This is a genomic window from Ostreiculturibacter nitratireducens (assembly GCF_032670585.1).
Classification (GTDB): Bacteria; Pseudomonadota; Alphaproteobacteria; order Rhodobacterales; family Rhodobacteraceae; genus Ostreiculturibacter; species Ostreiculturibacter nitratireducens.
In genome coordinates, this window is record NZ_JAVQHL010000002.1 from 248,216 (window position 1) to 273,440 (window position 25,225).

Genomic DNA, 25,225 nt, shown 5'->3' on the forward strand with positions numbered 1-25,225 from the left:
ATCAGTCGCGTGAGAATCTGGCCGCAAGCTCGACATGCGGCGACCACCGGAACTGGTCCACGGGCAGCACCCAGCCAAGCCGGTAGCCCCCTTCCGAAAGAATGCGCGCGTCCCGTGCGAAGGTGACCGGATTGCAGGAGACGGCGGCGATCACCGGGACCTTGGAGGCGGCGAGTTCGCGTGCCTGCGCCTCGCAGCCGGCGCGGGGCGGGTCGATCACCACGGCATCGAAGCGGTTGAGCTCGTCGGGCATCAGGGGGCGGCGGAACAGGTCGCGCGTCTCGGTCGTGACGCGGCGAAGGCCCGGGGCATGGCGCCAGCCATGGTCGAGCGCCGCGATCATGGCGGCTTCGCCTTCCGCAGCGTGGACCTCGGCGCCTTCGGCGAGCGGCAGCGCGAAGGTGCCGCAGCCGCAGAAGAGGTCGGCGATGCGGGACGCGCCGCCCACGGCCGCCCGCACGGCGGACAGAAGCGCAGCCTCGCCTTCAGCGGTCGCCTGGAGGAAGGCGCCGGGGGGCGGGACGACCAGCGCCTCGCCGAAGCGCTGCGCCGGCGGGCGGCGGGTCGCGACGGGTTCGCCGTTCCAGCTGAGGCGGGCGAGGTCGGCGGCCCCGGCAAGCGTTGCGAGAGCCTGAAAAAGGCTCGAATCCAGCGGTTTTCCACCCTCGGCTGCAACATCAACGCCGCTCTTGGTGAGGGTGAGCGTGAACGCCACTTCGCCCTTGCGAGAGCCGCCGAGCACAACTGCCTCCTGCAGCGCTGGAAGGGTGGCCATCAGCGCCGGGTGAAGAAGCTGGCAGTCCGTGATCTCCACCACCGTGTCGGAGGCCCGGGCATGCAAGCCGACGAGCGCGCCCGACTTGAGCCTGCGTCCGGAGAGCGTCGCGCGGCGGCGCGAGCGGGCGGGAGAAGTGGCGGTGGGCCGCAGGGGCGCGTCCAGCCCCTGCGCGGAGAGCGCAAGGCGGATGACTTCGGCCTTCCAGTCCGCAACGAAGGCGTCGGAGGCGTGCATGAGCATGCAGCCGCCGCAGGCACGGTAATGCCGGCACGGCGCCTTCACCCGGTCCGGAGAGGGCGTCACGATCTTCGGCGCCGCCATCCGGCCGTTGGCGACTTCGCCCTCGACGACTTCGCCCGGCAACATCATCGGCACGAACACGGCGACGCCGTCGGCGTCATGCGCGATCCCGTCCCCCTGGTGGCCGAGGCGGTCGATTGTCAGGTGCATCACGGCTTCCGGCTGTTCGTGGCGGGGGAAAATGCCTGGCCCTCGGGCGCGAGGATCGTGCATTCGCGCAGACCGTGTGGCTTGTCGGCTGGTGGTTCGAGGACCATGCCGCCGGCCGCCTCGGCGCGGGCGGCGGCTTCGTCGGGGTCGACGCCGAAAAGATACACCTGCACGCCCGCCGCGCGGGGCGGCGTCTCGGGCAGTAGCGACAGCAGGGGGTGGCTGCCATAGGCGGCATCCGAGTGGATCTGCATCAGCGCATCGCCATGGGCAACGATCGCGAAGTCGCGGCCCACGCGGTGAGCCTTCATCCCGAAGACCTGTTCGAGGAAGGCGGCGAGACCGGGCACATCGCGCGAGAGGAGGTTCAGCCCGATGCCCTTCAGCGCGCGGCCGAGCTCCGGCGCGGGAACGGTTTCATAATCCAACGGCGGCCTCCTGTTCCTCGTCATCTTCATCGGTCCCTATGAAGCCGCCGGATTGCCGGTTCCAGTAGCGCGCGTAAAGCCCGTCGGCGGCGAGAAGTTCCGAATGCGTGCCTTCCTCGACGATCCGGCCCTCGTCGAGGACGACAATCCTGTCCATCTCCGCGATGGTGGACAGGCGGTGCGCGATTGCGAGAACGGTCTTCCCCTGCATGACGCGGTGAAGCGCGGTCTGGATCGCGGCCTCCACCTCGGAATCTAGGGCGGAGGTCGCCTCGTCGAGGACGAGGATCGGCGCGTCCTTCAGGAACGCGCGCGCGAGGGCGATTCGCTGGCGCTGACCGCCCGAAAGCTTCACCCCGCGCTCGCCCAGGAAGGCGTCGTAGCCCTTGCGGCCCTGGTGGTCCTGAAGGCCGCGGATGAACGTATCGGCCTCGGCCGCCTTCGCCGCGGCGACGATTTCCTCGGTCGTCGCGTCGGGTCGGCCGTAGAGGATATTGTCCCGCGCGGTCCGGTTGAACATCGCGGTTTCCTGCGTCACCATCGCGATCTGGCGGCGAAGGGATTCCTGCGTTACGCCCCGGATGTCCTGCCCGTCGATCAGGATCCGGCCTTTTTCCGTGTCATAGAGGCGCAGGAGCAGGGCGACGAGGGTGGATTTCCCCGCGCCCGAGGCTCCGACGATGCCGAGCTTCTCGCCCGGACGCACAGTCAGGCGGACATGCTCCACCCCGCCGGTATCGCGGCCATAGGCGAAGGAGACGTCGTCGAAGGTGATCTCTCCGCGGACGCGCGGCAGTTCCTCGGCGTCGGGCGCGTCGGTGAGCGTGTGCGGAGGCGTCAGCGTGTTCATGCCGTCCTCGACCTCGCCGATCGACCCCCAGATGCTCATGACCGCCATCGACACCCATCCCGTCATCTGCGCGATCCGGATGGAGATGGCGCCCGCCGCGGCGATGTCGCCGGCCGTGGCGGCGCCACGGCTCCACAGAAGGATCGTCCCCATGATGAGGAGGACGGGAAGGACGCCGGCCAGCGCCATCAGCGAGAAGCGGAAGGAGGCCGAGACGCGGCCGAAGTCGAGCGCGCGCTCGCGGAAGCCGGCCATTGCCGACAGGGCCGCGCGGTCCTCGTGTTCGGCATGGGCGAAAAGCTTCACCGTCTTGATGTTTGTGATCGTATCGACGACCTGGCCCGTCACCATCGCCCGCGCCGAGGCCCGCGCCTTGGACCGGCCCCGGACGCGCGGCAGAAACCAGCGGATCAGGAAGCCGTAGGCCACCATCCAGATGGCGAGCGCGACGCCGACCCAGATATCGATGACGAGCAGGAAGAAGATCGAGCTCACGATCGACGAGAGTGCGAAGGCCACGACGTTGATCGACTCGAAGGCCACGTCGGTCACCGAGCGCGCGGTCTGCATCTGCTTTTGCGCGATGCGTCCGGCGAAGTCGTTGTCGAAGAAGGTGACGGCCTGCCCCATCGTCCAGCGGTGGAGGCGCGACAGCACGAGGGGCAGAAGGTTCGGCTGTATCACGATCGCGGTCGCGGCCGAGGACAGTCCGAAGACCAGGGGGCGAAGGATCAGGTAGAACGCGGCGAAGCCCAGGAAGAGCGGCCAGTTGTCGGTAAAGACCGAGCCCGCCTCGGAGCCGAGCGATCTGTCGATGACCGTGCCGAGAAGGTAGGCGGAGATGACCTCCATCGTCCCGGCCGCGGCGGAAATGAGCGCCGAGACGAGGATCGCGGGCCAGGCGCCCGAGAGGCACCAGAAGAAGAACGCGCCGAGAGTGCGCGGCGGCGGGCCTTCGGCGGGCCGGAAGGCGTCGATGAACGTGGCGATCCTCACTGCGCCGCCTCCTCGATGTCGGTTCCGATGAAGCCACCCGACTGGCGGTTCCAGAAGCGGGCATAAAGGCCGCCATGCGCGAGCAGCTCGGCGTGGGTTCCGTCCTCGACGACGCGGCCGTCGTCCAGAACGATGATGCGGTCGAGATGCGCGATGGTCGAAAGGCGGTGGGCGATGGCGATCACGGTCTTGCCTTCCATCACGCCGTAAAGCGTGTCCTGGATCGCGGCCTCCACCTCGGAATCGAGGGCGGAGGTCGCCTCGTCCAGGACGAGGATCGGCGCGTCCTTCAGGATCACGCGAGCAAGCGCCACGCGCTGGCGCTGGCCGCCGGAGAGCTTCACGCCGCGTTCGCCGACATGGGCATCGTAGCCCTTGCGGCCCGACGGATCCTCGAGGGTCAGGATGAACTCATGCGCCTCGGCGCGCTTCGCGGCCTCGAACATCTCCTCCTCGGTCGCGTCCGGGCGGCCGTAGAGGATATTGTCGCGGACCGAACGATGCAGAAGGCTCGAATCCTGCTGGACCATGCCGATCGCGCGGCGCAGCGATTCCTGCGTGACATGGGTGATGTCCTGGCCGTCGATCAGGATCCGGCCCGCCTCGGGGTCGTAGAAGCGCAGGATCAGCTTCACGAGCGTCGACTTCCCGGCGCCCGACCTGCCGATGAGGCCGACCTTCTCGCCCGGCGCGACGGTCAGCGTCACACTGTCGAGGCCGCCGGCGCCACGGCCGTAGTGGTGCGAAAGGCCCTGAATCTCGATCCGGCCGCCCCGGAATTCCAGCGGCTGCGCATCCTTCCTGTCCACGAGCGTGACTGGCTGGGCGATGGTTTCCATCCCTTCGGCGACGACGCCGAGCGCCTGCACGAGCGAACTCGTCGCCCACATGATCCAGTAGGTCATGTTGTTGAGGCGCAGGACCAGGGCGGCGGCGGCGGCCACCGTGCCGACGGTCGCCTGGCCCTGATACCAGAGGAGAAGCGCGAGGCCAGTGACCGACACGATCAGGAAACCGTTGAGCGTGGTCAGCGCCACGTCCATCCGCGTGATGATCCGCATTTCCTTCTGGAACGTCGTGCGGGCGGTTTCGATCGCTTCGCCGGCATAGGCGATCTCGCGCCCGTGATGGGCGAACATCTTGACCGAGTGGATGTTGGAATAGCTGTCGACCACCCGGCCCGTGACGGCGGAACGCGCGTCGGACGAGGCCTTGGAGGCCGGGCCCGCGCGCCGGATCGTCCAACGCAGGAGCGCAAGGTAAAGGACGATCCAGACCAGCAGCGGCAGCACGAGCCGCGGATCGGCGTCCGACAGGAGCGCCACGGATCCGATCAGCGTCGCTGTGGCGAAGGCCACGGCGTCGAAGGTCTGGAACACCGCGTCGCCCGCGGCGGGCGGCGCCTGCATGATCCGGTTGGCGATCCGCCCGGCAAAGTCGTTCTCGAACCAGCCCACGGGCTGGCGCAGCACGTGGCGATGGGCGCGCCAGCGGATCATCGTGCCGAAGTTGGGCAGGATCGTGTTGTGCAGGAGCGCGACGTCGATGCCCGAGATGATCGGGCGCAGGATCAGGACGACGAGGCCCGCGATGATGAACTCCGTCCCATGCGCGCGCCAGACCTCGGGCGGTGCGCCGGAAGCCAGAAGATCCACGAGGCGGCCCACGTACCAGATCAGCGCGACCTCGAGCGCAGCGACGACCATCTTCAGAGCCGCGGTCACGATGAACACGCTGCGGAACGGGCGCGCGTATTCGCGCAGGAACGGCCAGAGCCGCGGCGGGGGCACGTCCTTTTCCTCGTACGCCATGTAGGGATCGACGAGGGATTCGAAGAACCGGAACATCGGGCAAGCCTTCGTGTTACCTGCCGGATATAGCGCCGTTCGGGCGCGAGGGAAACGTCAGTGGGCGAGGAGTTGCACGGTCGACAGGACGATCAGCGCCGCCATCGTGACGTTGAACACGCGCAGGCGGCGGTCGGTCGTGAGCCAACGGGTCAGGGACTGCCCGGCAAAGGCCCACGTGGCCGAGGAGAGAAGGCCGAAGCCGAGGAAGACCCCGCAGACGGTCACCGACGAGGCGACGGGTTTCGCCGCGATCACGAACTGCGAGACGGCGGCGATGGCCATCGACCAGCCTTTCGGATTCACCCACTGGAAGGCTGCCGCCTGGACATAGGTGAGGGGATGAACGCCGCTTCTCTTCGACCCTATTCCCCCCGAAAACGCGATCTTCCAGGCGAGCCACAGCAGGATCGCGGCGCCGCCCCAGCGGAGCGTTTCGCGCAGGACCGCGCTGGTCTGGAAGAGGCCCCCGAGCAGGAGCCCGACGATCAGCATCATCACCGGGAAGCCGGTCGCGACTCCCAGCATATGGGGCACCGTGCGGCGGAAACCGAAATTCGCGCCCGACGCGGCGAGCATCGCGTTGTTCGGGCCCGGCGTGAAGAGCGTGCCGATAGCAAGGCCGATGAGGGCAAGTGAGGCTTCGGGTGTCATGGGGTTTCGGAGAGGTCGGGACGACGACCTGTCGCGCGACGCCGTGCGCGGGTCAAGAGAGGAGTTGTTCCCGGGTAAGGGAGAACCCCGCCGCGATCCACTGCGCCTCGAGCTCACGAAGACGCGCGCCCAGCGCCTCGCCCTCCAGAGCCGGCATGAGATCGGAGGCCCGGATCGGGAATTTCGCCACCGCTCCCCTGGCAACCTCGTTCTCCCATCCCTCCGGCAGCGGCGCCCCCGCGAGCGCCGCGCGAAGGAGGACGATGTCATGCGCGGCCTCTGCCCCGTGGCGGTAGGCGAGTTCAGCCGCTCCGGCCGTGCTCGCGATCCCCTCGCGCAGGATCGAGAGCCGCCGGGATTCCGGCCGCGACAGGCGGAGGGCGTCCTCCGGGTCCTCGCCGCCCAGCGCCGCGAGGCGGCGCAGGAACGCGGGCGCATAGGCGCCTTCGATGTGGATCAGCGGCGCGAGCGCGCGGGCATCCGCGCCGGGGAGGACGCGCGAAAGGACACCGGTGGCCTGCATCGCCGCGACCGAGGGCGCGGGGTCGGGCGCGGCGAGGAGACGGCGCATCTCGTGGCCGAGCCGCTCCTTGGAAAGCGTCTCTATTCCGGCGGAATTCGCGGCGCAGGCGGCGAGCCCCTCGGGGTCGAGGCCCTCCCGTTCGTCGCCGTACCAGGCGTGGAAGCGGAAGAAGCGGAGGATGCGCAGGAAGTCCTCGCGGATCCGCTCGCCCGCGTCGCCGACGAAGCGGACGCGGCGGGACCGAAGGTCGGGAAGGCCGCCCAGGGGGTCGATCACGCGGCCATCGGCCTCCGCGTATAGCGCGTTCATCGTGAAGTCGCGCCGCGCGGCGTCATCCTCGACATGCGTGGAGTATGCGACGACGGCGCGGCGTCCGAAGGTTTCGACGTCGCGGCGGAAGGTCGTGACCTCGTGCGGCTCGCCCTTGGCGACGACGGTGATCGTGCCGTGGTCGATCCCGGTCGGCACGGGCTTCAGACCGGCATTCCGGGCGAGCTGCATCACCCGCTCGGGCACCGCGTCCGTGGCGATGTCGATGTCGGCGACCGGGTAACCAAGAAGCGAGTTCCGGACGCAGCCGCCGACGAGAAGTGCGCGATGCCCGCCTTCGGCAAGCATACCCAGCACCTCCTGAACGTGATCGTTCTCGATCCAGTCGCCCGTTACCCGCATCATTCCATCCGGTCCGCAAGTGCGCGCAGGATACGCGCGGTCGCGCCCCAGATGTAATAGGGTCCGTAGGGAACGGCATAGTAGCGGCGCCATTCTCCGCGCCAGCGGCGCTTTTCCACGCGGAAGCGGGCAGGGTCCGCGACATGGGAGAGGGGGACGGTGAAGACCTCGTCCACCTCGCCCAGCTCGGGAACGGGCGTGAACGGCGCGATGACACGGCCGAGGACAGGCGTGACGGTGAAGCCCGTCACCGTTTCATGCGGGTCCATGAGGCCGAGGATTTCGACGTTGATGGGGTCAAGCCCGATTTCCTCGTGGGACTCGCGCAGTGCTGCGGCTGTCGCGTCGGCGTCGGTCGGATCGACCTTGCCGCCGGGGAAGGCGATCTGGCCCGGATGGTGCTTCAGCCGCGAGGATCGCTTGGTCAGCATCACCTCGGGGCCGCGCGGGCCCAAAAGGAACGGAACAAGCACCCCGGCGGGGCGCAGGACGCGTCCCTCGGGGAGGGCCACTTGCGGGTTGAGGTCGAAGTCCGAGGTGTCGCGGCCCTTGCGCGACAGCGCCGCAAGGACTGGCGCGAGCGGATCAGTCGCCGTCACCCTCGGCCTCCCCGGGCGTTTCCGCCTCGAAACCGAGTGTCTTGGGATCGAATTCGTAATGCGCGCCGCAGAACTGGCAGTCGGCGGTGACGACGCCTTCGTCGGTCGTCATCGTGCCGATGTCCTTGGCCGAGTAGATCGAGAGGCTCTGGCGCACCTTGTCGGGCGAGCAGGTGCAGCCGAACTCCACCCGCTGCGGATCGAACACGCGGGGGCCTTCCTCGTGGAAAAGCCGCACGAGAAGGTCGGTCGCCTGCACGGCGGGGCCGATCAGCTCCATCTCCTCGACCGTGTCGAGAAGCAGGTTGGCCCGACCCCAGTTCTCTTCCTCCTCGCCCTCGAGGATATCCTCGGCGGCCAGCAATCCACCCTCGCCGGTGCCGCCTTCGCCCTTCGCGTGGGGCGACGCCTTGGGCATCGTCTGCAGCATCACGCCGCCGGCGCGCCAGCGTTCGCCCTCGCCCGAGAGCCGCGAACGTCCGAAGGACAGTTCGAACCGGGTCGGCAGCTGTTCCGACTGCGCGAAATAGGTCTCGGCGCAGGTCGCAAGGGAGCCGCCCGCAATCGGGGTGATGCCCTGGTAGGGAACCGTGCCGGGGCCCTGGTCGATCAGGATGGCGAAATAGCCCTGCCCGATCAGGTCGAAGGGCTCGGCCGCCGGATCGATGCGCGTCTCGTCGAAGCTTGCCCAGCCGCGGATGCGGGCGGGAGCGCCTTCCCTCTCGGGGGCGTAGTAGTCCGTCGCGATGATGCGCGCCGGCCCATCGCCGCGGATCTGGAGCGACAGTTTCCAGCGAAGCTTGACCGTCGGGCCGATGAGCGCCGTCAGCATGGCCGCTTCTGCCACCAGCGCTTCGATCTGCGGCGGGTAGTCGTGCTGGGCCAGGACCATTTCCAGGACGCCGTCCAGACGTGCTACCCGACCCCGGATATCGGAGCGGTCAAGCTGAAACGGAAGGACGGTATCGTCCCAGGCGATCTGCGACAGGGTTGTCATGGAATTTCCTAGTAGCGTGCCAATGCGGCATACCCGGTCTATATAGTCGCGGCAACCGGGGGACCAAGGGGCGGACATGATCAGGAGGTTCGGTGAAAGGCTGGTGGCCGGCCAACATTACTCCCCGAGGCCAGGGGTTTACGCGGTGCTCCTGGCCGGTGGCCGGGCGCTGGTGACGCACCAGTCCCACCCCCAACCCGAGTTCCAGTTGCCCGGCGGCGGGATCGACAGGGGCGAATCGCCCCTGCATGCGCTGCATCGCGAGGTCTACGAGGAAACCGGGTGGACCATCGCGGAGGCTCGGCGGCTCGGCGCCTTCCGCCGCTTCGTCTACATGCCGGAATACGACAAATGGGCCGAGAAGATCTGCACCGTCTACACGGCGCGCCCTGCGCGGCGGCTGGGACCGCCGACGGAACCGGCGCACCGCGCCGTCTGGCTCGCGGCGGAGGACGCGGCTGACCTCCTCGGGAACGAGGGCGACCGGCATTTCCTGATCAGGGCGCTTCGGAGCTAGTCGGCGTTTTTCTTGGCGCCGTGGAATTCGAAGAGGACGCCGGACAGGTCATCGCCGAAATCACCACCGGTGAACGCCGCGATATCCCGGACGAGTGCCTCCAGGAAGGCCGGGCCGCCGAGCCCCCGGCTTTTGGCCATCAGGCGCGCAAGCCCCTCGTCGCCAAGCTGGCGGCCCGAGGGGTCTTCCGCCTCCGTGATCCCGTCGGACATCAGGAAGAGCCGGTCTCCGGGGCTGAGCCGCGCCTCGAACGGCGTGTGGCGGGCACCCTCGATCAGGCCGATGGGCAGGCCGCCGGACCCGAAACTCTCCACTCGCCCGTCGGCACGCTGCACGATCGGATGCGGGTGGCCGGCCTGCACCATCTCGACTTGGCCGGAAATAAGGTCCACGTCTGCATAGGCCAGCGTGAAGTAGTTCTCGGTCTGCAACTCCTCCAGAACGAGGTCGTTGAGATACGCGGCCAGTTCGTCCGGCGGACGCGCGTCGTAAATCCCGAGGTCCGAGAGGATCAGCGCCAGATTCTGTTCCGGAGAGGTACCGGAAAGGAAACCCGCAAGTCGCGCCGTCATCAGCGCGGAGGTTATGCCATGGCCCGACACGTCGATCGCGTAGAGCCCGACGCGACGCGCGTTGATCGGGAAGAACCCGACGAGATCGCCGCCGACATGGCCCGAGGGATGCAGGAACAGCGAGACCTCCGCGTTGCCGAAACTGCGGTGGCGTTCCTTTACGAGGCTTTGCTGGAGCTTCTTCGCTTCCATGAGGTCGCGGTTTATCGAATCGTATAGCCCCTGCAGTTCACTTAGGGTTGAGGAGACGAGCCGGTTCTTCCTCTTGAGTTCGGCCTCCATCCCGAGGATGCGTTCGCCGGCCGCCAGACGCGCGCGTATCTCCAGCGCGGTCACCGGCTTCGTCAGGAAATCGTCCGCCCCAGCCTCGAGCCCGAGCGCGATTTCAGACACCTCGTTCTTCGAGGTCAGCAATATGAAATAGCCATAGCTTTCGCGTGGCATGGCACGGAAGGCGCGGCAGAAATCGAGGCCCGTCATGCCTTTCATCATCCAGTCCGACAAGACGAAGTCGGGCGGGTCGACGGCACAGAGCTCAAGCGCACGTTCACCGGATTCGGCCTCGGTCACCCGGTACCCCGCTCGCGTCAGCGAGGCCGACAGGATCTTCCGCTGCATTGCGCTGTCGTCCACGACGAGCACCCGGCGCGACGGATCGGTCTTCGGGGCGCAATCCCCGGCCTCCGCCTGCCCGAACCTGCCCATCCGCGCCTTCCTTCCAAACTGATTGCATCAATCACGTCGCCCCAGCCTAGGCTGGGCGGGTTAAGGCGCCGTGAAGCACGCCTGGGCCCTGCCGATCGGTTCGTCTTAACCGGCTCTAAAGGTTCGGAAGCTAGCCTGCGGGACCGTGGTGGCAGGTCCCGACGGAGTGGTGGATATGATTGACTGGAAACGGGTAGAGGAACTTCGCGACGAGATCGGGGAGGAGGGTTTCGCCGAGGTGGTCGAACTCTTCCTCGACGAGGTCGAGACGGTCGTGATGCGACTCCGGTCCGAGCCGTCGACCGAGCACTACGAGGAAGACCTGCATTTCCTGAAAGGCAGCGCCTGGAACCTGGGCTTCGCCGCTTTCGGCGCGCTTTGCCAGGGCGGCGAACGCACTGCGGCTGCCGGTCGTGCCCGCTCCGTGGACATCCGCGAGATCCTCGACTGCTACGGTCGGTCCAAGGCTCAGTTCATGGAACGCGCCGCCGATTACGGCTTTCGCAGAGCCGCGGCCTAGATCAGGAACTCCGCCAGCGTCTCGTCGGCGGTGATGTCGCGGTAGGCGAAACCGGAGGCATCGAGCTTCGCGATGAGATCGGCGAAGTTCGTCGCCTTCTTCGTCTCGATCCCGATCAGCACGGAGCCGAAGTTGCGCGCGGATTTCTTGAGGTATTCGAAACGCGCGATATCGTCGTCCGGGCCGAGCATGGTCAGGAACTCCTTCAATGCGCCCGGTCGCTGCGGCATCCGGAGAATGAAGTACTTCTTCAGCCCGGCGTAGCGTTGCGCGCGCTCCTTGACCTCGGGCAGGCGTTCGAAATCGAAATTGCCGCCCGACGTGACGCAGACCACGGTCTTGCCGGCGATCTGGTCGGCAAGCTCCGGCAACACATCGACGGAGAGCGCGCCGGCAGGCTCGAGGACGATCCCCTCGACGTTGAGCATTTCCAGCATCGTTATGCAGATGCGGTCTTCGGGCGCGCGAAGCACATGGGCCGGATCGATGCCCTTCAGCCGCGCGAAGGAGCGCGCGCCGATCCGGGCGACAGCGGCGCCATCCACGAAGCTGTTGACGGATTTGAGCGTCACGGGTTCTCCCGCGGCAACCGCGGCAGTAAGGCTCGCGCCGCCGAGCGGCTCGACGAAACGGAAACCGACCTCTGGTGCCGCCTCGGAGAGGAACGTCGTCACCCCGGCGGCAAGGCCGCCCCCGCCTACCGGCAGGATCACGAGGTCGGGCGCTCGGCCCAGTTGGTCGAGGATTTCGACGCCGACACTCGCCTGGCCGAGAATCACGTCTTCATCGTCGAAAGGCGAAAGAAAATGGGCGCCCGCATCGGCGCAGAAGGACTGCGCGGCTGCCAAAGTTTGGTCAAAGTAGTCACCCGTCAGGCGTATATCGACGGAGTCACCACCGAAAGCGCGGGTCTTGTCGATCTTTTGCTGGGGCGTGGTGACAGGCATGAAGATCGTGCCGCGAACACCGAAATGGCGGCAGGCATAGGCCATCCCCTGCGCGTGGTTCCCGGCGCTGGCACAAACGAAGTGCCCATGCGCGGGATCCTCGGCCAGGACCTTCCGCATGGCTGTGAACGCGCCGCGGAGCTTGTAGCTGCGGACCGGCGTAAGATCCTCGCGCTTAAGGAGAATCTCAGCCCCGTAGCGGGCCGAGAGATGGTCGTTGCGCTGCAGCGGCGTTTCCGGAAAAAGCGCCCGCAGCGCCTGCGTTGCCTGCCTTGCGGCTTCCATGAATCCCGTCATTCGCGTGCCTCCCGATGTGGCGGCCCTTCGGCCACGATCCCGCGCTCCTGTCAAGGAAATCGGCGAAATTCGGCCAAGGGGTTCGGCGCTCCCGGGTTTTGATTGCCGCCTTGCCATACTCCTGCCACAGAATCGCTCATAATTCGCTCCGAGGTTGCGCCTCTGGGCGGCCTGTGAAACTGGGACAGAGGAGAATCTGATGAAGATGAGGACGCTTATGGCAGCCGCGGCGACCGCCGCGCTGATCATCGGTCCGCTTTCGCCCATCACGCCCTTCGTCGGCGCCGGTAGCGCCTATGCCAAGGGTGGTGGTGACAAAGGCGGTGGCGGTGGCGGTGGCGGCGGCGGTGGCGGCAAGAGCGAAAGCAAAGGCGGCGGCGGCAAGAGCAGCAGCAAGGGCGGCGGCGCCAGCAAAGGTGCGACCAAGCGCTCGGTATCCAAGGCAGAGACCGCTCCGCCTCCGCGTAGCGAGCAGGGCCGACTTGCTTCGGAGCTGAAAGGGCTCATGGCGGCGCATGCCAACCCGCGTGCGCTGGAGCGGGCGAATCCGGGGAGCCAGGTCGGCCGGATCGCGCTCTACAGGGACGCCGCGTTGGCCACTATTGAAGCCAAAGCGGCGGTCGAGGCGCTGGAGCAAGAAGCAGCCAAGGCTGCGGACGACCTCGCCGCGCTCGAGGCGGCCTACACGGGCCGTTCTTCGGCCGATATCCTGGCTGATATCGCGCTCCTCGACGAGGAGTCGGATAGCTACGAGGCGGAAAAGGCCGCCCTCGACGCAGAACTCGCGGCTGCGGAATCCTTCGAAGCCGAGCAATTGCGGCTGCAGACGGTCATCGACGAAGCTCCGGCCAAGATCGAGGAAGCCGAGGCGACAGTCGAAGAGAAGGAAGGGCTCGAAGGAGACGCGCTCATGACCGCTTCGGGCGGTAGGACGCTTTCCGACGAAGCGCTCGCCTATTTCCGCGAGCTGCTCGGCCTCTGAGCCCAGGCAGGATCAAGCTGGCGAAGGGCGGCCCCCGGGGCCGCCCTTTCTCTTTGGCCGCGCACTTGCCGAGACACGGAAAAGTCAATACACCGCGCGCGAAACGCCCCAGACCGGATTGAGACTGCCCATGTCCGCGCCCAAGAAAGTCGTCCTCGCCTATTCCGGCGGCCTCGATACCTCGATCATCCTGAAATGGCTGCAGACCGAATACGGCTGCGAGGTGGTGACCTTCACCGCCGACCTCGGCCAGGGGGAAGAACTCGACCCCGCACGCAGGAAGGCGGAGCTTCTGGGGATCAAGCCCGAAAACATCTACATCGAGGATGTGCGCGAGGAATTCGTGCGCGACTTCGTGTTCCCGATGTTCCGGGCGAACGCCCTCTACGAAGGGCTCTACCTTCTCGGCACCTCGATCGCGCGGCCGCTGATTTCGAAGCGCCTCGTCGAGATCGCGGAGGAAACCGGCGCGGACGCTGTCGCGCATGGCGCCACCGGCAAGGGCAACGACCAGGTCCGGTTCGAGCTTTCGGCCTATGCGCTCAACCCGCATATCCGGGTGATCGCGCCCTGGCGGGAATGGAACCTGTCCTCGCGCACGAAGCTCCTGGAATTCGCCGAGCAGAACCAGATCCCGATCGCGAAGGACAAGCGCGGCGAGGCGCCGTTCTCGGTCGACGCGAACCTCCTGCACACCTCGTCCGAGGGCAAGGTGCTGGAGAACCCCGGCGAGGAAGCGCCCGATTACGTCTACCAGCGCACCGCCAACCCCGAAGACGCGCCGAACGAGCCCGAATTCGTCGAGATCACCTTCGAGAAGGGTGACGCCGTCGCGATCAACGGCGAAGCGATGTCGCCTGCGACGGTGCTGACGAAGCTCAACGAGCTTGGCGGCAAGCACGGCGTTGGCCGGCTCGACCTCGTGGAAAACCGCTTCGTCGGCATGAAGTCGCGCGGCGTCTACGAAACGCCCGGCGGCACGATCCTCCTGGAAGCGCACCGCGGCATCGAGCAGATCACGCTCGATTCCGGCGCGGGGCACCTCAAGGACTCGATCATGCCGCGCTATGCGGAGCTGATCTACAACGGTTTCTGGTTCTCGCCCGAGCGCGAGATGCTTCAGGCGCTGATCGACAAGAGCCAGGAGCATGTCTCCGGCACGGTGCGCGTGAAACTCTACAAGGGTTCGGCGCGGACGGTTGCCCGGTGGTCCGACCACTCGCTCTACTCGGAAAAGCACGTGACCTTCGAGGAGGACGCGGGCGCCTACGACCAGAAGGACGCGGCCGGCTTCATCCGCCTGAACGCGCTGAGGCTGAAGCTGATCGCCACGCGGAACGAGCGGGTCAAGGGCTGATCTGCGCACACGCGGCCCGACATAGCATCGGGCCGCGCAGGTGCTTCAGAGGCGGTGGGCCGCCAGCTTTTCGTAATAGGGCAGCGCCGCCTCGGCGAGGCGCGCGTAGTCCGGCGCGAGATCCGGCAGCGTGCCTTCGGGCGCGTCGAAACCGGTCGACCGGTGCACCGCCCCATACCAGTGCGACGCCCAGACGCCGTCCTCGGGCCGCCCGCCGGCGGTCCAGCTGAGCATCTTGTCGGTGTAGGAAAGACCGATCGCGTCGCAGAGCCTTTCCAGCATCGTCGCGGGATCCTGGCGGATGTCGTAACTGTCGATCACGACGGGAGCGCGGCCGATCCACTGCGCGATGCGGTTGAAAAGCTCGGCCTGCTGGACGAAGCCGATATCCTCGAGCGTCGGCCCCTCGCGCTTCTTCGCGTAGCTCGCCACGACACGCACAGGGTGGCGGATCAGGAAGACGTTTTCACACTCGTGCGCCCAGTCGAGGGGGAAGCCCGGCAGCATGTGATGCGGCATGTGTTTCATGTAGAAATGCGGCTTTTCCGCTGGAATAGAGCCTAAGCAGCGGGCCGCGACCTTCTCCGGGTCGGCTTCGTGCGCGGCGATGATCTCGGCGCGCATCGGGTGGTCCGCCCCGGTCGCGGCGAGGTAGGGCGCGTAGAAGGGCTCATCCCACACGGCGCAATCCCCTCGCGCCGCGAAGGAATACATCATCGCGGTCGAAAGGTTCCGCGGACCGGACCACATCGCTATGCGCATCGCGCCACCAGGTCCTTGTAAAGCGCGCGGAGCCGTTCGGTCACCGGCCCCATCTGGCCGGTGCCGATCAAGCGGCCATCGATTTCCCCAACCGGCGTCTGCGCGCCGAAGGTGCCTGTCAGGAAGGCCTCGTCGGCCGAGTAGGTGTCAACGAGCGAGAAGTTCCGTTCGTGAACCGGGATCCCGTTCGCGCGGCAAAGGTCGATCACCTTCTGGCGGGTGATCCCGTTCATGCAGTAGTCGCCCGTCGACGTCCAAACCTCGCCTTTCCTGACGATGAAGAAGTTGCAGGCGTTCGTGGTGTTCACGAAGCCGTGGACGTCGAGCATCAGCGCCTCGTCCGCTCCGGCCTTTTCGGCAGCGATGCAGGCGAGGATGCAGTTGAGCTTGGAATGCGAGTTGAGCTTCGGGTCCTGCGTCATCGGCAGGCCCCGCATATGCGGGACGGTGGCAAGCCGGATCGGGCGGGGGATCTTCGGACGCGAGTGTTCCATGATGATGACCATCGTCGGCCCCGAGCGGGAGAGCGAAGGGTGCTGGAACGGGCGCACCTTCACGCCGCGTGTGACCATCAGCCGGGCATGGGCGTCGGTCTGCATACTGTTGGCCTTCTGCGTCTCCAGCAAGGCGGATTTCACGCTTTCGGGCGTCATCGCGATGTCGAGGTCGATGGCCTTCGCGGCTTCGAAGAGACGTTCGATATGCTCGTCCAGGAAGGCCCATTTCCCGTCATAGAGGCGGATGCCCTCCCACACGCCGTCGCCGAGCATGAAGCCGCTATCGTAGACGCTGACCATCGCCTCGGATTTCGGCACGATGCGGCCGTTCACCCAGATCAGGATGGTTTCGTTCCGGGCGTCTTCCTCGGCCTGGTGCGTTGTCACGTGATCGGTCATCTGTCCCTCCGTCGCGGCGCCGAAGCTATGCGGCGGCGAAGGCGCCGCCAAGGGCGTTTTCACGGGAAGATGAGTTGCCTTGCGGGTCCGGGGACCCGACCCTTTGGCAAGGGGAGGACAAGATGCGCTTTCTGATCCTGATCTTCGCGCTTCTCGCGGGCCCGGTGTCGGCAAAGACCGAAACCGCGATCTTCGCGGGCGGCTGCTTCTGGTGCGTGGAGGCCGATTTCGAAAAGGTCCCGGGCGTCAAGTCCGTCGTGTCGGGCTACACCGGGGGAACGGTGGAAAACCCGACCTACAAGCAGGTATCGGCCGGCGGGACGGGTCATTACGAGGCCGCCGAAATCAGTTACGACCCCGCGAAGGTGAGCTACGAGCAGCTCCTGAAGCTCTTCTTCCGCTCCGTCGATCCAACCGACGCGGGCGGGCAGTTCTGCGACCGTGGAGACAGCTACCGGACCGCCATTTTCGTCTCTGATCAGGCGGAAAGGGCGCTTGCTGAGGCGGCCAAGGCCGAAGCCGAGGCGAAGCTCGGTCGGCCGGTCGTGACGCCGATCCTCGACGCCGGGACGTTCTGGAAGGCGGAGGAATACCACCAGGACTACTACAAGAGCGGTGATTTCATCTTCACCCGCTTCGGGCCCCGCAAGAAGTCCAGCGCCTACAAGCTTTACCGCGAAAGCTGCGGGCGCGACGAAAGGCTCCGAAAGCTCTGGGGCTCCGAGGCGGTGTTCTCTCGCGAATGACGCGCCCTAGCTTGTCTGGCCCAGTCCACAGGCGGCGATGACCGCCATGTTGAGGATGTCGTTCACGTTCGAACCGGTGGAGCAGATCTGGATCGGCTTGTCGACGCCGGTAAGGATCGGGCCGATCACCGTGGCACCCGCCATTTCCTGCAGGAGTTTCACCGAGATCGAGGCCGAGTGGCGCGCCGGCACGACGAGGATGTTCGCCGGCCCGGTCAGGCGGCAGAACGGGTATTGCGCCATCTGCTCGGGGTTCATGGCAACGTCCACGGCCATTTCGCCGTCGTATTCGAAATCGGCCCGGCGCCTGTCGAGCACGCGGGGCGCCTCGTGCATCTTGGCCGCGCGTTCGGACACCGGGTAACCGAAGGTCGAGAAGGACACGAAGGCGACGCGCGGTTCGATCCCCAGGCCCCGCGCCACGAGCGCGCCGCGTTCGGCGATATCGGCGAGATCCTCCGCCTCGGGCCACTCGTGGACGAGCGTATCGCCCAGAAGCACCACGCGGCCCCGGTGCAGGACCGCCGTGATCCCCACGGCTCCGTCCTCGGCGCGGGCGTCGAAGACGTGGTTGATGAGGCCAAGCACGTGGGCCGACTTCCGCGTCGCCCCGGTGACCATCGCGTCACCGTGGCCGTGGGCCAGCATCAGCGCCGAAAACACATGGCGGTCGCGGGCGGCAAGGCGGTGAACGTCGTGCCGGTCGAAGCCCTTGCGCTGGAGCCGGGTGTAGAGGAACTCCTTGTAGGTCGCGAGGTGGCGCGTGTTCGCGGCGTTGACGACCTCGAGTTCACGCACGGCATCGCCAAGGCCCTCGGCCGTCAGCTTCTCGCGCACGTCCGCCTCGCGCCCGACGACGAGCGCCTTGCCGAAGCCACCGCGCTGATAGGCGACTGCGGCGCGGAGAACGCGCACGTCGTCGCCTTCGGCAAAGATCATCCGGGCCTGCGCGGCGCGGGCGCGGGCGTGAATGCCCTGAAGGATCGACGCGGTCGGATCCATCCGCGCCTTGAGCGAAAGGACATAGCCCGGCATGTCCACGATCGGCCGCCGCGCGACCCCCGTGTCCATGCCCGCCTTGGCCACCGCCGGCGGGATGACGTGGATCAGTCGCGGATCGAATGGCGTCGGGATGATGTAATCGCGGCCGAAGGTGAGCTTTCGGCCGTAGGCGATCGCCACCTCGTCGGGGACGTCCTGGCGGGCGAGTTCGGCGAGCGCGCGGGCGCAGGCGATCTTCATATCGTCGTTGATGGCACGGGCGTGGATGTCGAGCGCGCCGCGGAAGAGATAGGGGAAGCCGAGGACGTTGTTGACCTGGTTCGGATAGTCCGACCGGCCCGTGGCGACGATCGCGTCGGGGCGGACGGCCTGCGCCTCTTCAGGCGTGATCTCCGGATCCGGGTTCGCCATCGCGAAGATCACCGGGTTGTCGGCCATCGATGCGACCATGTCCTGCGTCACCGCGCCCTTCGCGGAAACGCCGAGGAACACGTCCGCGCCCTTCATCGCTTCTTCGAGCGTGCGAAGGTCGGTCTTCACCGCGTGGGCCGATTTCCACTGGTTCATGCCCTCGGTGCGGCCCTGGTAGATGACGCCCTTGGTGTCGCACATGATGCAGTTGTCGTGCCTGGCGCCCATGGCCTTCAGAAGTTCGAGGCAGGCGATACCGGCCGCGCCCGCCCCGTTCAGGACGATCTTCACCTCGCCGATCTTCTTGCCCGAAAGCTCCAGCGCGTTGATGAGGCCCGCGGCGCAGATCACGGCCGTGCCGTGCTGGTCGTCATGGAACACCGGGATGTCCATGATTTCCTTCAGGCGCTGCTCGATGATGAAGCATTCCGGCGCCTTGATGTCCTCGAGGTTGATTCCTCCGAAGGACGGCCCCATGAGCGACACGGCCTTGATGATCTCGTCCGCGTCCTCGGTATCAAGCTCGATGTCGATCGCGTTCACGTCGGCGAAGCGCTTGAAGAGAACGGCCTTCCCCTCCATCACCGGCTTCGAGGCCAGCGCGCCGAGGTTGCCGAGGCCGAGGATCGCCGTGCCGTTCGAGATGACGGCGACCATGTTGCCCTTCACGGTATAGTCGTAGGCCGTTTCCGGGCGTTCCGCGATCGCCTCGACCGGAACTGCCACGCCCGGCGAATAGGCCAACGACAGGTCGCGCTGCGTCACCATCGGCTTCGACGCCGTGATGTCGTACTTTCCGGGTCGCGGATCGTGGTGATAGGCCAGCGCCTCTTCGCGGGTGATGCGGGTCTTCGGGGACATTGGCCGGGCTCCTCCTCTGTTAAACGGGTCATAGCCGGGCGCGCGTCGGGCGACAACGGTCAGGATTTGCCGCTTTCAACGGGCGAGGCTGTTTTGTAGGGTCGGGCTCCGAAAAGGAGGGGGCCTTTCGTGACGATTGCCGACGCTGCCGTGACGCCGATGATGGCGCAGTATCTGGAGATCAAGGGGCGCTATCAGGACGCGCTTCTTTTCTACCGGATGGGCGATTTCTACGAGATGTTCTTTGACGACGCGGTCGCGGCCGCCGCCGCTCTCGACATCGCGCTGACGAAGCGCGGCCAGCACCTGGGCGAGGACATCCCGATGTGCGGAGTCCCTGTCCATTCGGCGGAAGGCTACCTGCTGACGCTGATCCGCAAGGGGTTCCGCGTGGCGATCGCCGAGCAGATGGAGGACCCCGCCGAAGCGAAGAAGCGCGGGTCGAAGGCCGTCGTCGCGCGCGACGTGGTGCGGCTGGTCACCCCCGGAACGCTTACTGAAGACGCGCTGCTGGAGGCGCGCCGGCACAATTTCCTAGCGGCCTGGGCGGAGGTCCGGGACGAGGCGGCGCTGGCCTGGACGGACATTTCGACCGGCGAATTCCGGGTCATGTCCTGCCCGCTGTCGCGGCTTGGGCCGGAGCTGGCGCGGCTCGCCCCGCGCGAAGTGATCGCGAGCGAAGCGAAGACCGCGGAGTGCAGCGCAGTCGTGGGAGATGCGGGCGCGGCACTGACGCCCCTGTCGCGCGGGTCTTTCGACTCCATGGGGGCGGAACGGCGGCTGTGCGAGCTTTTCGGGGTCGAGACGCTCGACGCCTTCGGCGCTTTCGGTCGGGCGGAGCTTTCCGCCTTGGGCGGGATCGTCGAATACCTGGACCTGACGCAGAGGGGGCGGCTCCCATACCTGAGGCCCCCGGTGAAGGAAGCCGCGGGCGGTGCGATGCAGATCGACGCGGCCACACGGCGGAACCTCGAACTCACTCAGGCGCTGTCGGGTGGAAGGGAAGGGTCGCTTCTGGCCGCGATCGACCGGACAGTGACGGCGGCGGGCGCGCGGCTTCTCGAGCGGCGGATCTCGGCGCCGTCGCGGGAGTTGGCCGAGGTGCAATCGCGCCTCGATGCGGTGCGTTTTCTGCTGGAACAGGGTCGATTCACGGAAGAACTGCGTGACGCGCTGCGCCGTGCGCCGGACATGGACCGGTCGCTGTCACGCCTCGCGCTGGAGCGTGGCGGGCCGCGTGATCTCGGGGCGATCCGAGCCGGGCTGACTCAGGCCGAGGAGATCGCCGGCGCGCTGGCCTCGGTCGAAGCGCCGGAAAGGCTGTGCCGGTCGGCCGAGGATCTGAGGGGACATGACGAACTTCTGGCGTTGCTCGACGCCGCGCTCGTTGCCGACCCGCCGCTTCTTGCCCGCGACGCGGGTTTCGTGGCCTCTGGCCACGACGCGGACCTCGACGAGGCGCGCGAGCTTCGCGACGAAGGACGCGGCGTCATCGCCCGGATGCAGGCGGAATACGTCGCGCTTTCCGGCGTGCAGAGCCTGAAGATCAAGCACAACAACGTGCTGGGCTATTTCATCGAGACGACGGCGACCCATTCCGAGAAGATGCTGTCGGCACCGCTGAACGAAACCTTCATCCACCGGCAGACGACGGCCAACCAGGTGCGATTCACCACCGTCGCCCTGTCCGAGATGGAGACGCGGATCCTGAACGCCGGGAACCGGGCGCTGGAGATCGAGAAGCGGATCTTCGGCGAGCTTTCGGCGGCGGTTCTGGCGAAGGCGGCGAGGATCGCCGCGGCGGCTCGGGCGCTGGCGGAGATCGACCTCGCGGCGGCATTCGCGGAAATCGCGCGGGAAGGGGATTGGTGCGAGCCGCAAGTGGACGACAGCCGCGCCTTCGTCGTGGAGGCGGGGCGGCATCCCGTGGTCGAGCGCGCGCTGCGGCGGACCGGGGAGCCCTTCGTCGCCAACGATTGCGCGCTGACCGATGGCGAGACGCCGGCGATCTGGCTGCTGACCGGTCCTAACATGGCCGGCAAGTCGACCTTCCTGCGCCAGAACGCCCTGATCGCGCTTCTCGCGCAGGCGGGAAGCTATGTTCCGGCCCGGCGGGCGCATATCGGGCTCGTCAGCCAGCTTTTCAGCCGGGTGGGCGCGGCGGACGACCTGGCGCGCGGGCGGTCGACCTTCATGGTCGAGATGGTGGAGACCGCGGCGATCCTCAATCAGGCCGATGACCGTGCGTTGGTGATCCTCGACGAGATCGGGCGCGGGACGGCGACCTATGACGGGTTGTCGATCGCCTGGGCGGTGATGGAGCATCTGCACGGCGTGAACCGTTGCCGGGCCCTGTTCGCAACGCATTACCATGAGATGACGGCGCTGGCGCACAAGCTCGACGGTGTCGAGAACGCGACGGTGGCCGTGAAGGAGTGGGAGGGCGAGGTGATCTTCCTCCACGAGGTGCGGAAGGGTGCGGCGGACCGGTCCTACGGGGTGCAGGTGGCGCGTCTCGCGGGACTGCCCCATGCGGTCGTGGAGCGGGCGCGAGTGGTTCTGGATGCGCTCGAGAAGGGTGAGCGCGAGGGGTCCGCAAAACGCGAGGGTCTGGTGGACGACCTGCCGCTGTTCAACGCGACGGTCACGGTCGCGCCGCGCGCCGAACCCAAGGGGCCATCCCCTATCGAGGCGCAGCTGAAAGAGCTGCACCCCGACGAGATGACGCCGCTCGAGGCGCTGGCAGCACTGTACGAGCTCAGGCAAAGTCTGGCGGAATAGAGCCTGTCGTCAGGATTTCGGCGTGGAGGACACACCCACCTGCGCGGGCCGGAGCAACCGGTCGTGCAGGAGGAAGCCCTCGGTCATCACCTGGATGATGTCGCCCGCCTTGGTGCCGGGGACCGGGGCCTCGAACATCGCCTGGTGAATCTGGGGGTCGAACGCTTCGCCCACGGCGGGCGATACCGGCTGGATCCCGTGCTTGGTGAACACGTGGACCAGTTCGCGCAGTGTGAGTTCCACGCCCTCGATCAGCGCGGAGGCGATTTCACGCTGTTCCTCGTTCGCCGCATCGAGCGCGCGCCGAAGGTTGTCGTAGACGGGCAGGAGATCGCGGGCGAGCTTCGAGCCGCCATACTGTTCAGCCTCGCGCCGGTCGCGTTCACCGCGCTTGCGGGCGTTTTCCGCGTCGGCGAGGGCGCGCATGAAGCGGTCCTTGAACTCGTCCCGCTCGGCCCGAAGCTGGGCCAGCTCCTCGGCCATGACCTCGGACACTTCCTCGACTGCTTCCTCGCCGATCTGGGCCTGATCCTCGGCGATTTCGTCTTTCTTCATCTCGCTCATAAGTCTTATCCCTTGCGCTCGCCGCCGAGCATCCGGCCGACGAGTTGCGCCGTGTAATCGACGATCGGCACGATGCGGCCGTAATTGAGCCGCGTCGGCCCGATCACGCCCACGGCGCCGATGATCTTACGGTCGGCGTTCATATAGGGAGACACCACCAGAGAGGAACCCGAAAGTGAGAAAAGTTTGTTCTCTGAGCCGATAAAAATGCGCACGCCTTCGCCGGCCTCGGTGAGTTCGAGGAATTCGACGATGTCGCGCTTCCTTTCGAGATCGTCGAACAGCGTCCGGATTCTCTCGATGTCGCTGGCCTCCTCGCCGATCAGATTCGCCCGGCCGCGTACGATGAGCCTTTCGGCCCCGTCGCCCGTGCCGTCCCAGAGCGCGAGGCCGTTTTCCACGAGTTCACGGGCCAGCGCGTCGAGTTCCTGGCGATACACTTCGATCTGGCGCCGAAGCTGCGTCCGCAGTTCCGAAAGCGTGCGGCCCTCGGCAAGTGAATTCAGGAAGTTCGCCGCCTCCCGCATCGAGGACGGCGTCTGGCCCGGGGGCGGATTGAAGACGCGGTTTTCCACGTGGCCGTCCGCGAAGACGAGCACCACGAGAGCGCGGTCCGGGCCGAGGCTCACGAACTCGATGTGGCGGATCGGGGCCTCGTGCTTCGGAGCGAGGACGAGGCTCGCACCCCTGGTAATCCCCGAAAGCGCGGCGCCGACGCGGTCAAGGATCGTGCCGACATCGGGGTCGTTCTGGCCAAGCGTCGCGTCAATCTTTTCCCGGTCCTCCTCGGCCATGGTGGAGACCTCCATGAGGCCATCCACGAACATTCTCAGGCCCAGCTGAGTGGGCACACGGCCCGCGGAAACATGCGGACTGCCGAGGAGACCGAGGTACTCGAGGTCCTGCATGACGTTCCGGATTGTCGCGGCAGAGACCTTCTCGCTCATGGAGCGGGTCAGGGTGCGGGAACCAACGGGATCGCCGGTATCGAGGTAGCCCTCGACCACGCGGCGGAAGACTTCGCGGCTCCGCTCGTTCAGGTCGGCAAGAATGTTAGGGCTTTCGTTCATCGTCACCGTCGCTGGGGGTTGGGAACATTAGAGGCGGTAGATTTCCTCCGTCAATCGGGGTTGCATCACGCCCGGCGCGGGGCATATCTGGCCTTGAGATAATGAAAGGTTAGATCATGCGTCCCTCCGGCAGGAAGATAGGCGAAATGCGTGCCGTTTCAATCGAGACGGGAGTCACGAAGCACGCGGAAGGATCGTGCCTGATCAGGATGGGGGACACGCATGTCCTTTGCACCGCGACGATCGAGGACAAGGCGCCATCCTTCCTGAAGGGCTCCGGGCTCGGCTGGGTGACTGCGGAATACGGCATGCTGCCCCGCGCCACGCACACGCGTGGCCGGCGGGAGGCTGCGGCGGGCAAGCAGAGCGGCAGAACGCAGGAAATTCAAAGGCTTATTGGTCGCTCGCTCCGGGCAGGGATCGACCGCGTGGCCTTGGGTGAGCGCCAGATCGTTGTCGACTGCGACGTGATCCAGGCCGACGGCGGAACCCGCTGCGCCTCCATCACGGGGGGGTGGGTGGCCCTGAGGATGGCGGTGAACAAGCTTCTGAAGGTCGGCGCGGTCACGTCGGACCCGATCCTCGACCACGTGGCCGCGGTCAGCTGCGGCATTTACGCAGGCCAGCCGGTGCTTGACCTTGACTACGCCGAAGACAGCGAGGCGGGGACGGACGGCAATTTCATCATGACCGGCGCAGGGCGGTTGATCGAGGTGCAGATGTCCGCCGAGGGCGCCACATTCAGCAGGGCCGAGATGACCGAACTCCTGGATCTTGCCGAAGCGGGCGTCTCGGAACTGGTCGCGGCGCAGAAGGCGGCGCTGGGATGAGACGGTTTACCGGCGACCGGCTGCTGATCGCGACCCATAACGCGGGGAAGCTGCAGGAGATCGCGGCGCTGTTGAAGCCGTTCGGGATTTCCTGCGTCTCGGCCGGGGAGCTTGGCCTGCCGGAGCCCGAGGAGACCGAGACGACCTTCGTCGGGAACGCGCGGATCAAGGCGCATGCGGCGGCCAAGGCCTCGGGGCTGCCCGCGCTTGCGGATGATTCCGGGATCGAGGTCGACGGTCTCGGGGGTGCGCCCGGGGTCCATACGGCGGATTGGGCCGAGGGTCCGGGCGGGCGCGATTTCGTACGCGCCATGACGCGGACATGGGAAGAACTCGAGGCCGCGAAAGCGCCGTATCCCAGAACGGCGCGGTTCCGGTGCACACTGGTTCTGGCATGGCCGGACGGACATGACGAAGTCTTCGAGGGCAAGGCGGAAGGTCAGGTCGTCTGGCCGATGCGAGGGGCGCGCGGGCACGGCTATGACCCGATGTTCCAGCCCGAAGGCTACAGCATGACCTATGGCGAGATGGACCCGGACCTTAAGAACAGCATCAGCCACCGGGCGGACGCCTTCGGCAGGCTCGTGGCCTTGTTCGAGGAGTGAGGGAGA

General features: G+C 66.7%; 23 protein-coding genes. 8 read left to right on the forward strand and 15 right to left on the reverse strand.

The window, feature by feature from the left end; translation table 11 throughout:
• Window position 1 precedes the first annotated feature (1 nt).
• From ABCN56_RS08505 to hslO, 8 genes are read right to left on the reverse strand one after another with little or no spacing between them, the layout of a single operon-like run.
• The gene (locus ABCN56_RS08505; protein ID WP_343080381.1) at window positions 2-1,228 is read right to left on the reverse strand and encodes a class I SAM-dependent RNA methyltransferase; all 1,227 of its coding nucleotides are present in this window, start codon (window positions 1,226-1,228) and stop codon (window positions 2-4) included.
• The gene (locus tag ABCN56_RS08510; RefSeq protein ID WP_343080382.1) at window positions 1,228-1,656 is read right to left on the reverse strand and encodes a VOC family protein; all 429 of its coding nucleotides are present in this window, start codon (window positions 1,654-1,656) and stop codon (window positions 1,228-1,230) included. The genes ABCN56_RS08505 and ABCN56_RS08510 overlap by 1 nt, the downstream gene beginning before the upstream one ends.
• Window positions 1,646-3,502: an ABC transporter ATP-binding protein gene (locus ABCN56_RS08515; protein ID WP_343080383.1), complete on the reverse strand. Its 1,857-nt coding sequence runs from the start codon at window positions 3,500-3,502 to the stop codon at window positions 1,646-1,648. Before ABCN56_RS08515 ends, ABCN56_RS08510 begins: the two co-directional genes overlap by 11 nt.
• Window positions 3,499-5,349 (reverse strand): ABC transporter ATP-binding protein, encoded by a 1,851-nt coding sequence (locus ABCN56_RS08520; RefSeq protein WP_343080384.1) that lies wholly within the window; start codon window positions 5,347-5,349, stop codon window positions 3,499-3,501. The genes ABCN56_RS08515 and ABCN56_RS08520 overlap by 4 nt, the downstream gene beginning before the upstream one ends.
• Window positions 5,350-5,406: 57 nt before the next feature.
• Complete coding sequence (locus ABCN56_RS08525) at window positions 5,407-6,003, reverse strand: LysE family translocator (protein ID WP_343080385.1); 597 nt, start codon at window positions 6,001-6,003, stop codon at window positions 5,407-5,409.
• 52 nt (window positions 6,004-6,055) lie between these two features.
• A complete protein-coding gene (locus tag ABCN56_RS08530; RefSeq protein ID WP_343081453.1) occupies window positions 6,056-7,198 on the reverse strand; it encodes a CCA tRNA nucleotidyltransferase in 1,143 nt (380 codons plus the stop codon).
• Window positions 7,198-7,797: a CoA pyrophosphatase gene (locus ABCN56_RS08535; RefSeq protein ID WP_343080386.1), complete on the reverse strand. Its 600-nt coding sequence runs from the start codon at window positions 7,795-7,797 to the stop codon at window positions 7,198-7,200. The genes ABCN56_RS08530 and ABCN56_RS08535 overlap by 1 nt, the downstream gene beginning before the upstream one ends.
• Entirely contained in the window at window positions 7,784-8,794 is a 1,011-nt protein-coding gene (gene hslO / locus ABCN56_RS08540) for an Hsp33 family molecular chaperone HslO (protein ID WP_343080387.1), read from the reverse strand. The genes ABCN56_RS08535 and hslO overlap by 14 nt, the downstream gene beginning before the upstream one ends.
• 76 nt (window positions 8,795-8,870) lie before the next feature.
• Here hslO and ABCN56_RS08545 point away from each other — a divergent pair, with 76 nt between their 5' ends.
• Entirely contained in the window at window positions 8,871-9,311 is a 441-nt protein-coding gene (locus ABCN56_RS08545) for an NUDIX hydrolase (protein ID WP_343080388.1), read from the forward strand.
• Here ABCN56_RS08545 and ABCN56_RS08550 read toward each other — a convergent pair.
• The gene (locus ABCN56_RS08550) at window positions 9,308-10,588 is read right to left on the reverse strand and encodes a PP2C family protein-serine/threonine phosphatase (RefSeq protein WP_343080389.1); all 1,281 of its coding nucleotides are present in this window, start codon (window positions 10,586-10,588) and stop codon (window positions 9,308-9,310) included. The genes ABCN56_RS08545 and ABCN56_RS08550 overlap by 4 nt on opposite strands.
• Window positions 10,589-10,763: 175 nt before the next feature.
• Between ABCN56_RS08550 and ABCN56_RS08555 the strand changes: the two genes are divergently transcribed.
• Window positions 10,764-11,108, forward strand: a complete 345-nt coding sequence (locus ABCN56_RS08555; protein ID WP_343080390.1) for an Hpt domain-containing protein — start codon at window positions 10,764-10,766, stop codon at window positions 11,106-11,108.
• Here ABCN56_RS08555 and ilvA read toward each other — a convergent pair.
• Window positions 11,105-12,352, reverse strand: coding sequence for a threonine ammonia-lyase IlvA (ilvA, locus tag ABCN56_RS08560; RefSeq protein WP_343080391.1), 1,248 nt, complete (start codon window positions 12,350-12,352; stop codon window positions 11,105-11,107). The two genes, ABCN56_RS08555 and ilvA, sit on opposite strands and share 4 nt — an antisense overlap.
• A gap of 217 nt (window positions 12,353-12,569) precedes the next feature.
• On the opposite strand from ilvA, the gene ABCN56_RS08565 reads away from it, so the two are divergent.
• The gene (locus ABCN56_RS08565; protein WP_343080392.1) at window positions 12,570-13,334 is read left to right on the forward strand and encodes a hypothetical protein; all 765 of its coding nucleotides are present in this window, start codon (window positions 12,570-12,572) and stop codon (window positions 13,332-13,334) included.
• Window positions 13,335-13,464: 130 nt separating this feature from the next.
• Window positions 13,465-14,691 (forward strand): argininosuccinate synthase, encoded by a 1,227-nt coding sequence (locus ABCN56_RS08570; RefSeq protein ID WP_343080393.1) that lies wholly within the window; start codon window positions 13,465-13,467, stop codon window positions 14,689-14,691.
• 45 nt (window positions 14,692-14,736) lie between these two features.
• Here ABCN56_RS08570 and ABCN56_RS08575 read toward each other — a convergent pair whose 3' ends face one another.
• Window positions 14,737-15,453, reverse strand: coding sequence for a sulfotransferase-like domain-containing protein (locus tag ABCN56_RS08575; protein ID WP_343080394.1), 717 nt, complete (start codon window positions 15,451-15,453; stop codon window positions 14,737-14,739).
• Window positions 15,444-16,349 (reverse strand): D-amino acid aminotransferase, encoded by a 906-nt coding sequence (locus ABCN56_RS08580; protein ID WP_343080395.1) that lies wholly within the window; start codon window positions 16,347-16,349, stop codon window positions 15,444-15,446. Before ABCN56_RS08580 ends, ABCN56_RS08575 begins: the two co-directional genes overlap by 10 nt.
• Window positions 16,350-16,471: 122 nt before the next feature.
• On the opposite strand from ABCN56_RS08580, the gene msrA reads away from it, so the two are divergent.
• Window positions 16,472-17,095 (forward strand): peptide-methionine (S)-S-oxide reductase MsrA, encoded by a 624-nt coding sequence (msrA, locus tag ABCN56_RS08585; protein WP_343080396.1) that lies wholly within the window; start codon window positions 16,472-16,474, stop codon window positions 17,093-17,095.
• A gap of 6 nt (window positions 17,096-17,101) precedes the next feature.
• Here msrA and ABCN56_RS08590 read toward each other — a convergent pair whose 3' ends face one another.
• Window positions 17,102-19,369, reverse strand: a complete 2,268-nt coding sequence (locus ABCN56_RS08590) for an NADP-dependent malic enzyme (RefSeq protein WP_343080397.1) — start codon at window positions 19,367-19,369, stop codon at window positions 17,102-17,104.
• Window positions 19,370-19,528: 159 nt separating this feature from the next.
• On the opposite strand from ABCN56_RS08590, the gene mutS reads away from it, so the two are divergent.
• On the forward strand, window positions 19,529-22,150 hold the full coding sequence (gene mutS, locus ABCN56_RS08595) for a DNA mismatch repair protein MutS (protein WP_425466104.1): 2,622 nt from the start codon (window positions 19,529-19,531) through the stop codon (window positions 22,148-22,150).
• A 9-nt stretch (window positions 22,151-22,159) separates the two neighbouring features.
• Here mutS and ABCN56_RS08600 read toward each other — a convergent pair whose 3' ends face one another.
• The gene (locus ABCN56_RS08600) at window positions 22,160-22,714 is read right to left on the reverse strand and encodes a nucleotide exchange factor GrpE (RefSeq protein ID WP_343080398.1); all 555 of its coding nucleotides are present in this window, start codon (window positions 22,712-22,714) and stop codon (window positions 22,160-22,162) included.
• Window positions 22,715-22,719: 5 nt separating this feature from the next.
• Window positions 22,720-23,784, reverse strand: a complete 1,065-nt coding sequence (hrcA, locus tag ABCN56_RS08605; RefSeq protein WP_343080399.1) for a heat-inducible transcriptional repressor HrcA — start codon at window positions 23,782-23,784, stop codon at window positions 22,720-22,722.
• A 116-nt stretch (window positions 23,785-23,900) separates the two neighbouring features.
• Here hrcA and rph point away from each other — a divergent pair, with 116 nt between their 5' ends.
• Together rph and ABCN56_RS08615 are read left to right on the forward strand one after the other, a co-directional pair.
• Window positions 23,901-24,614, forward strand: a complete 714-nt coding sequence (gene rph, locus ABCN56_RS08610) for a ribonuclease PH (RefSeq protein ID WP_343080400.1) — start codon at window positions 23,901-23,903, stop codon at window positions 24,612-24,614.
• Window positions 24,611-25,219, forward strand: coding sequence for a non-canonical purine NTP pyrophosphatase (locus ABCN56_RS08615; protein WP_343080401.1), 609 nt, complete (start codon window positions 24,611-24,613; stop codon window positions 25,217-25,219). The genes rph and ABCN56_RS08615 overlap by 4 nt, the downstream gene beginning before the upstream one ends.
• The last annotated feature ends 6 nt before the right edge of the window (window positions 25,220-25,225 follow it).

Coding starts and splice junctions, on each gene's coding strand:
- ABCN56_RS08615 (WP_343080401.1), top strand. CDS start 24,611: ATGAGACGGTTTACCGGCGACCGGCTGCTGATCGCGACCCATAACGCG.
- hrcA (WP_343080399.1), bottom strand. CDS start 23,784: ATGAACGAAAGCCCTAACATTCTTGCCGACCTGAACGAGCGGAGCCGC.
- ABCN56_RS08580 (WP_343080395.1), bottom strand. CDS start 16,349: ATGACCGATCACGTGACAACGCACCAGGCCGAGGAAGACGCCCGGAAC.
- ABCN56_RS08600 (WP_343080398.1), bottom strand. CDS start 22,714: ATGAGCGAGATGAAGAAAGACGAAATCGCCGAGGATCAGGCCCAGATC.
- hslO (WP_343080387.1), bottom strand. CDS start 8,794: ATGACAACCCTGTCGCAGATCGCCTGGGACGATACCGTCCTTCCGTTT.
- ABCN56_RS08555 (WP_343080390.1), top strand. CDS start 10,764: ATGATTGACTGGAAACGGGTAGAGGAACTTCGCGACGAGATCGGGGAG.
- ilvA (WP_343080391.1), bottom strand. CDS start 12,352: ATGACGGGATTCATGGAAGCCGCAAGGCAGGCAACGCAGGCGCTGCGG.
- ABCN56_RS08550 (WP_343080389.1), bottom strand. CDS start 10,588: ATGGGCAGGTTCGGGCAGGCGGAGGCCGGGGATTGCGCCCCGAAGACC.
- ABCN56_RS08525 (WP_343080385.1), bottom strand. CDS start 6,003: ATGACACCCGAAGCCTCACTTGCCCTCATCGGCCTTGCTATCGGCACG.
- ABCN56_RS08545 (WP_343080388.1), top strand. CDS start 8,871: ATGATCAGGAGGTTCGGTGAAAGGCTGGTGGCCGGCCAACATTACTCC.
- ABCN56_RS08590 (WP_343080397.1), bottom strand. CDS start 19,369: ATGTCCCCGAAGACCCGCATCACCCGCGAAGAGGCGCTGGCCTATCAC.
- mutS (WP_425466104.1), top strand. CDS start 19,529: ATGATGGCGCAGTATCTGGAGATCAAGGGGCGCTATCAGGACGCGCTT.
- msrA (WP_343080396.1), top strand. CDS start 16,472: ATGCGCTTTCTGATCCTGATCTTCGCGCTTCTCGCGGGCCCGGTGTCG.
- ABCN56_RS08530 (WP_343081453.1), bottom strand. CDS start 7,198: ATGCGGGTAACGGGCGACTGGATCGAGAACGATCACGTTCAGGAGGTG.
- ABCN56_RS08570 (WP_343080393.1), top strand. CDS start 13,465: ATGTCCGCGCCCAAGAAAGTCGTCCTCGCCTATTCCGGCGGCCTCGAT.
- ABCN56_RS08505 (WP_343080381.1), bottom strand. CDS start 1,228: ATGCACCTGACAATCGACCGCCTCGGCCACCAGGGGGACGGGATCGCG.
- ABCN56_RS08575 (WP_343080394.1), bottom strand. CDS start 15,453: ATGCGCATAGCGATGTGGTCCGGTCCGCGGAACCTTTCGACCGCGATG.
- rph (WP_343080400.1), top strand. CDS start 23,901: ATGCGTCCCTCCGGCAGGAAGATAGGCGAAATGCGTGCCGTTTCAATC.
- ABCN56_RS08565 (WP_343080392.1), top strand. CDS start 12,570: ATGGCAGCCGCGGCGACCGCCGCGCTGATCATCGGTCCGCTTTCGCCC.
- ABCN56_RS08520 (WP_343080384.1), bottom strand. CDS start 5,349: ATGTTCCGGTTCTTCGAATCCCTCGTCGATCCCTACATGGCGTACGAG.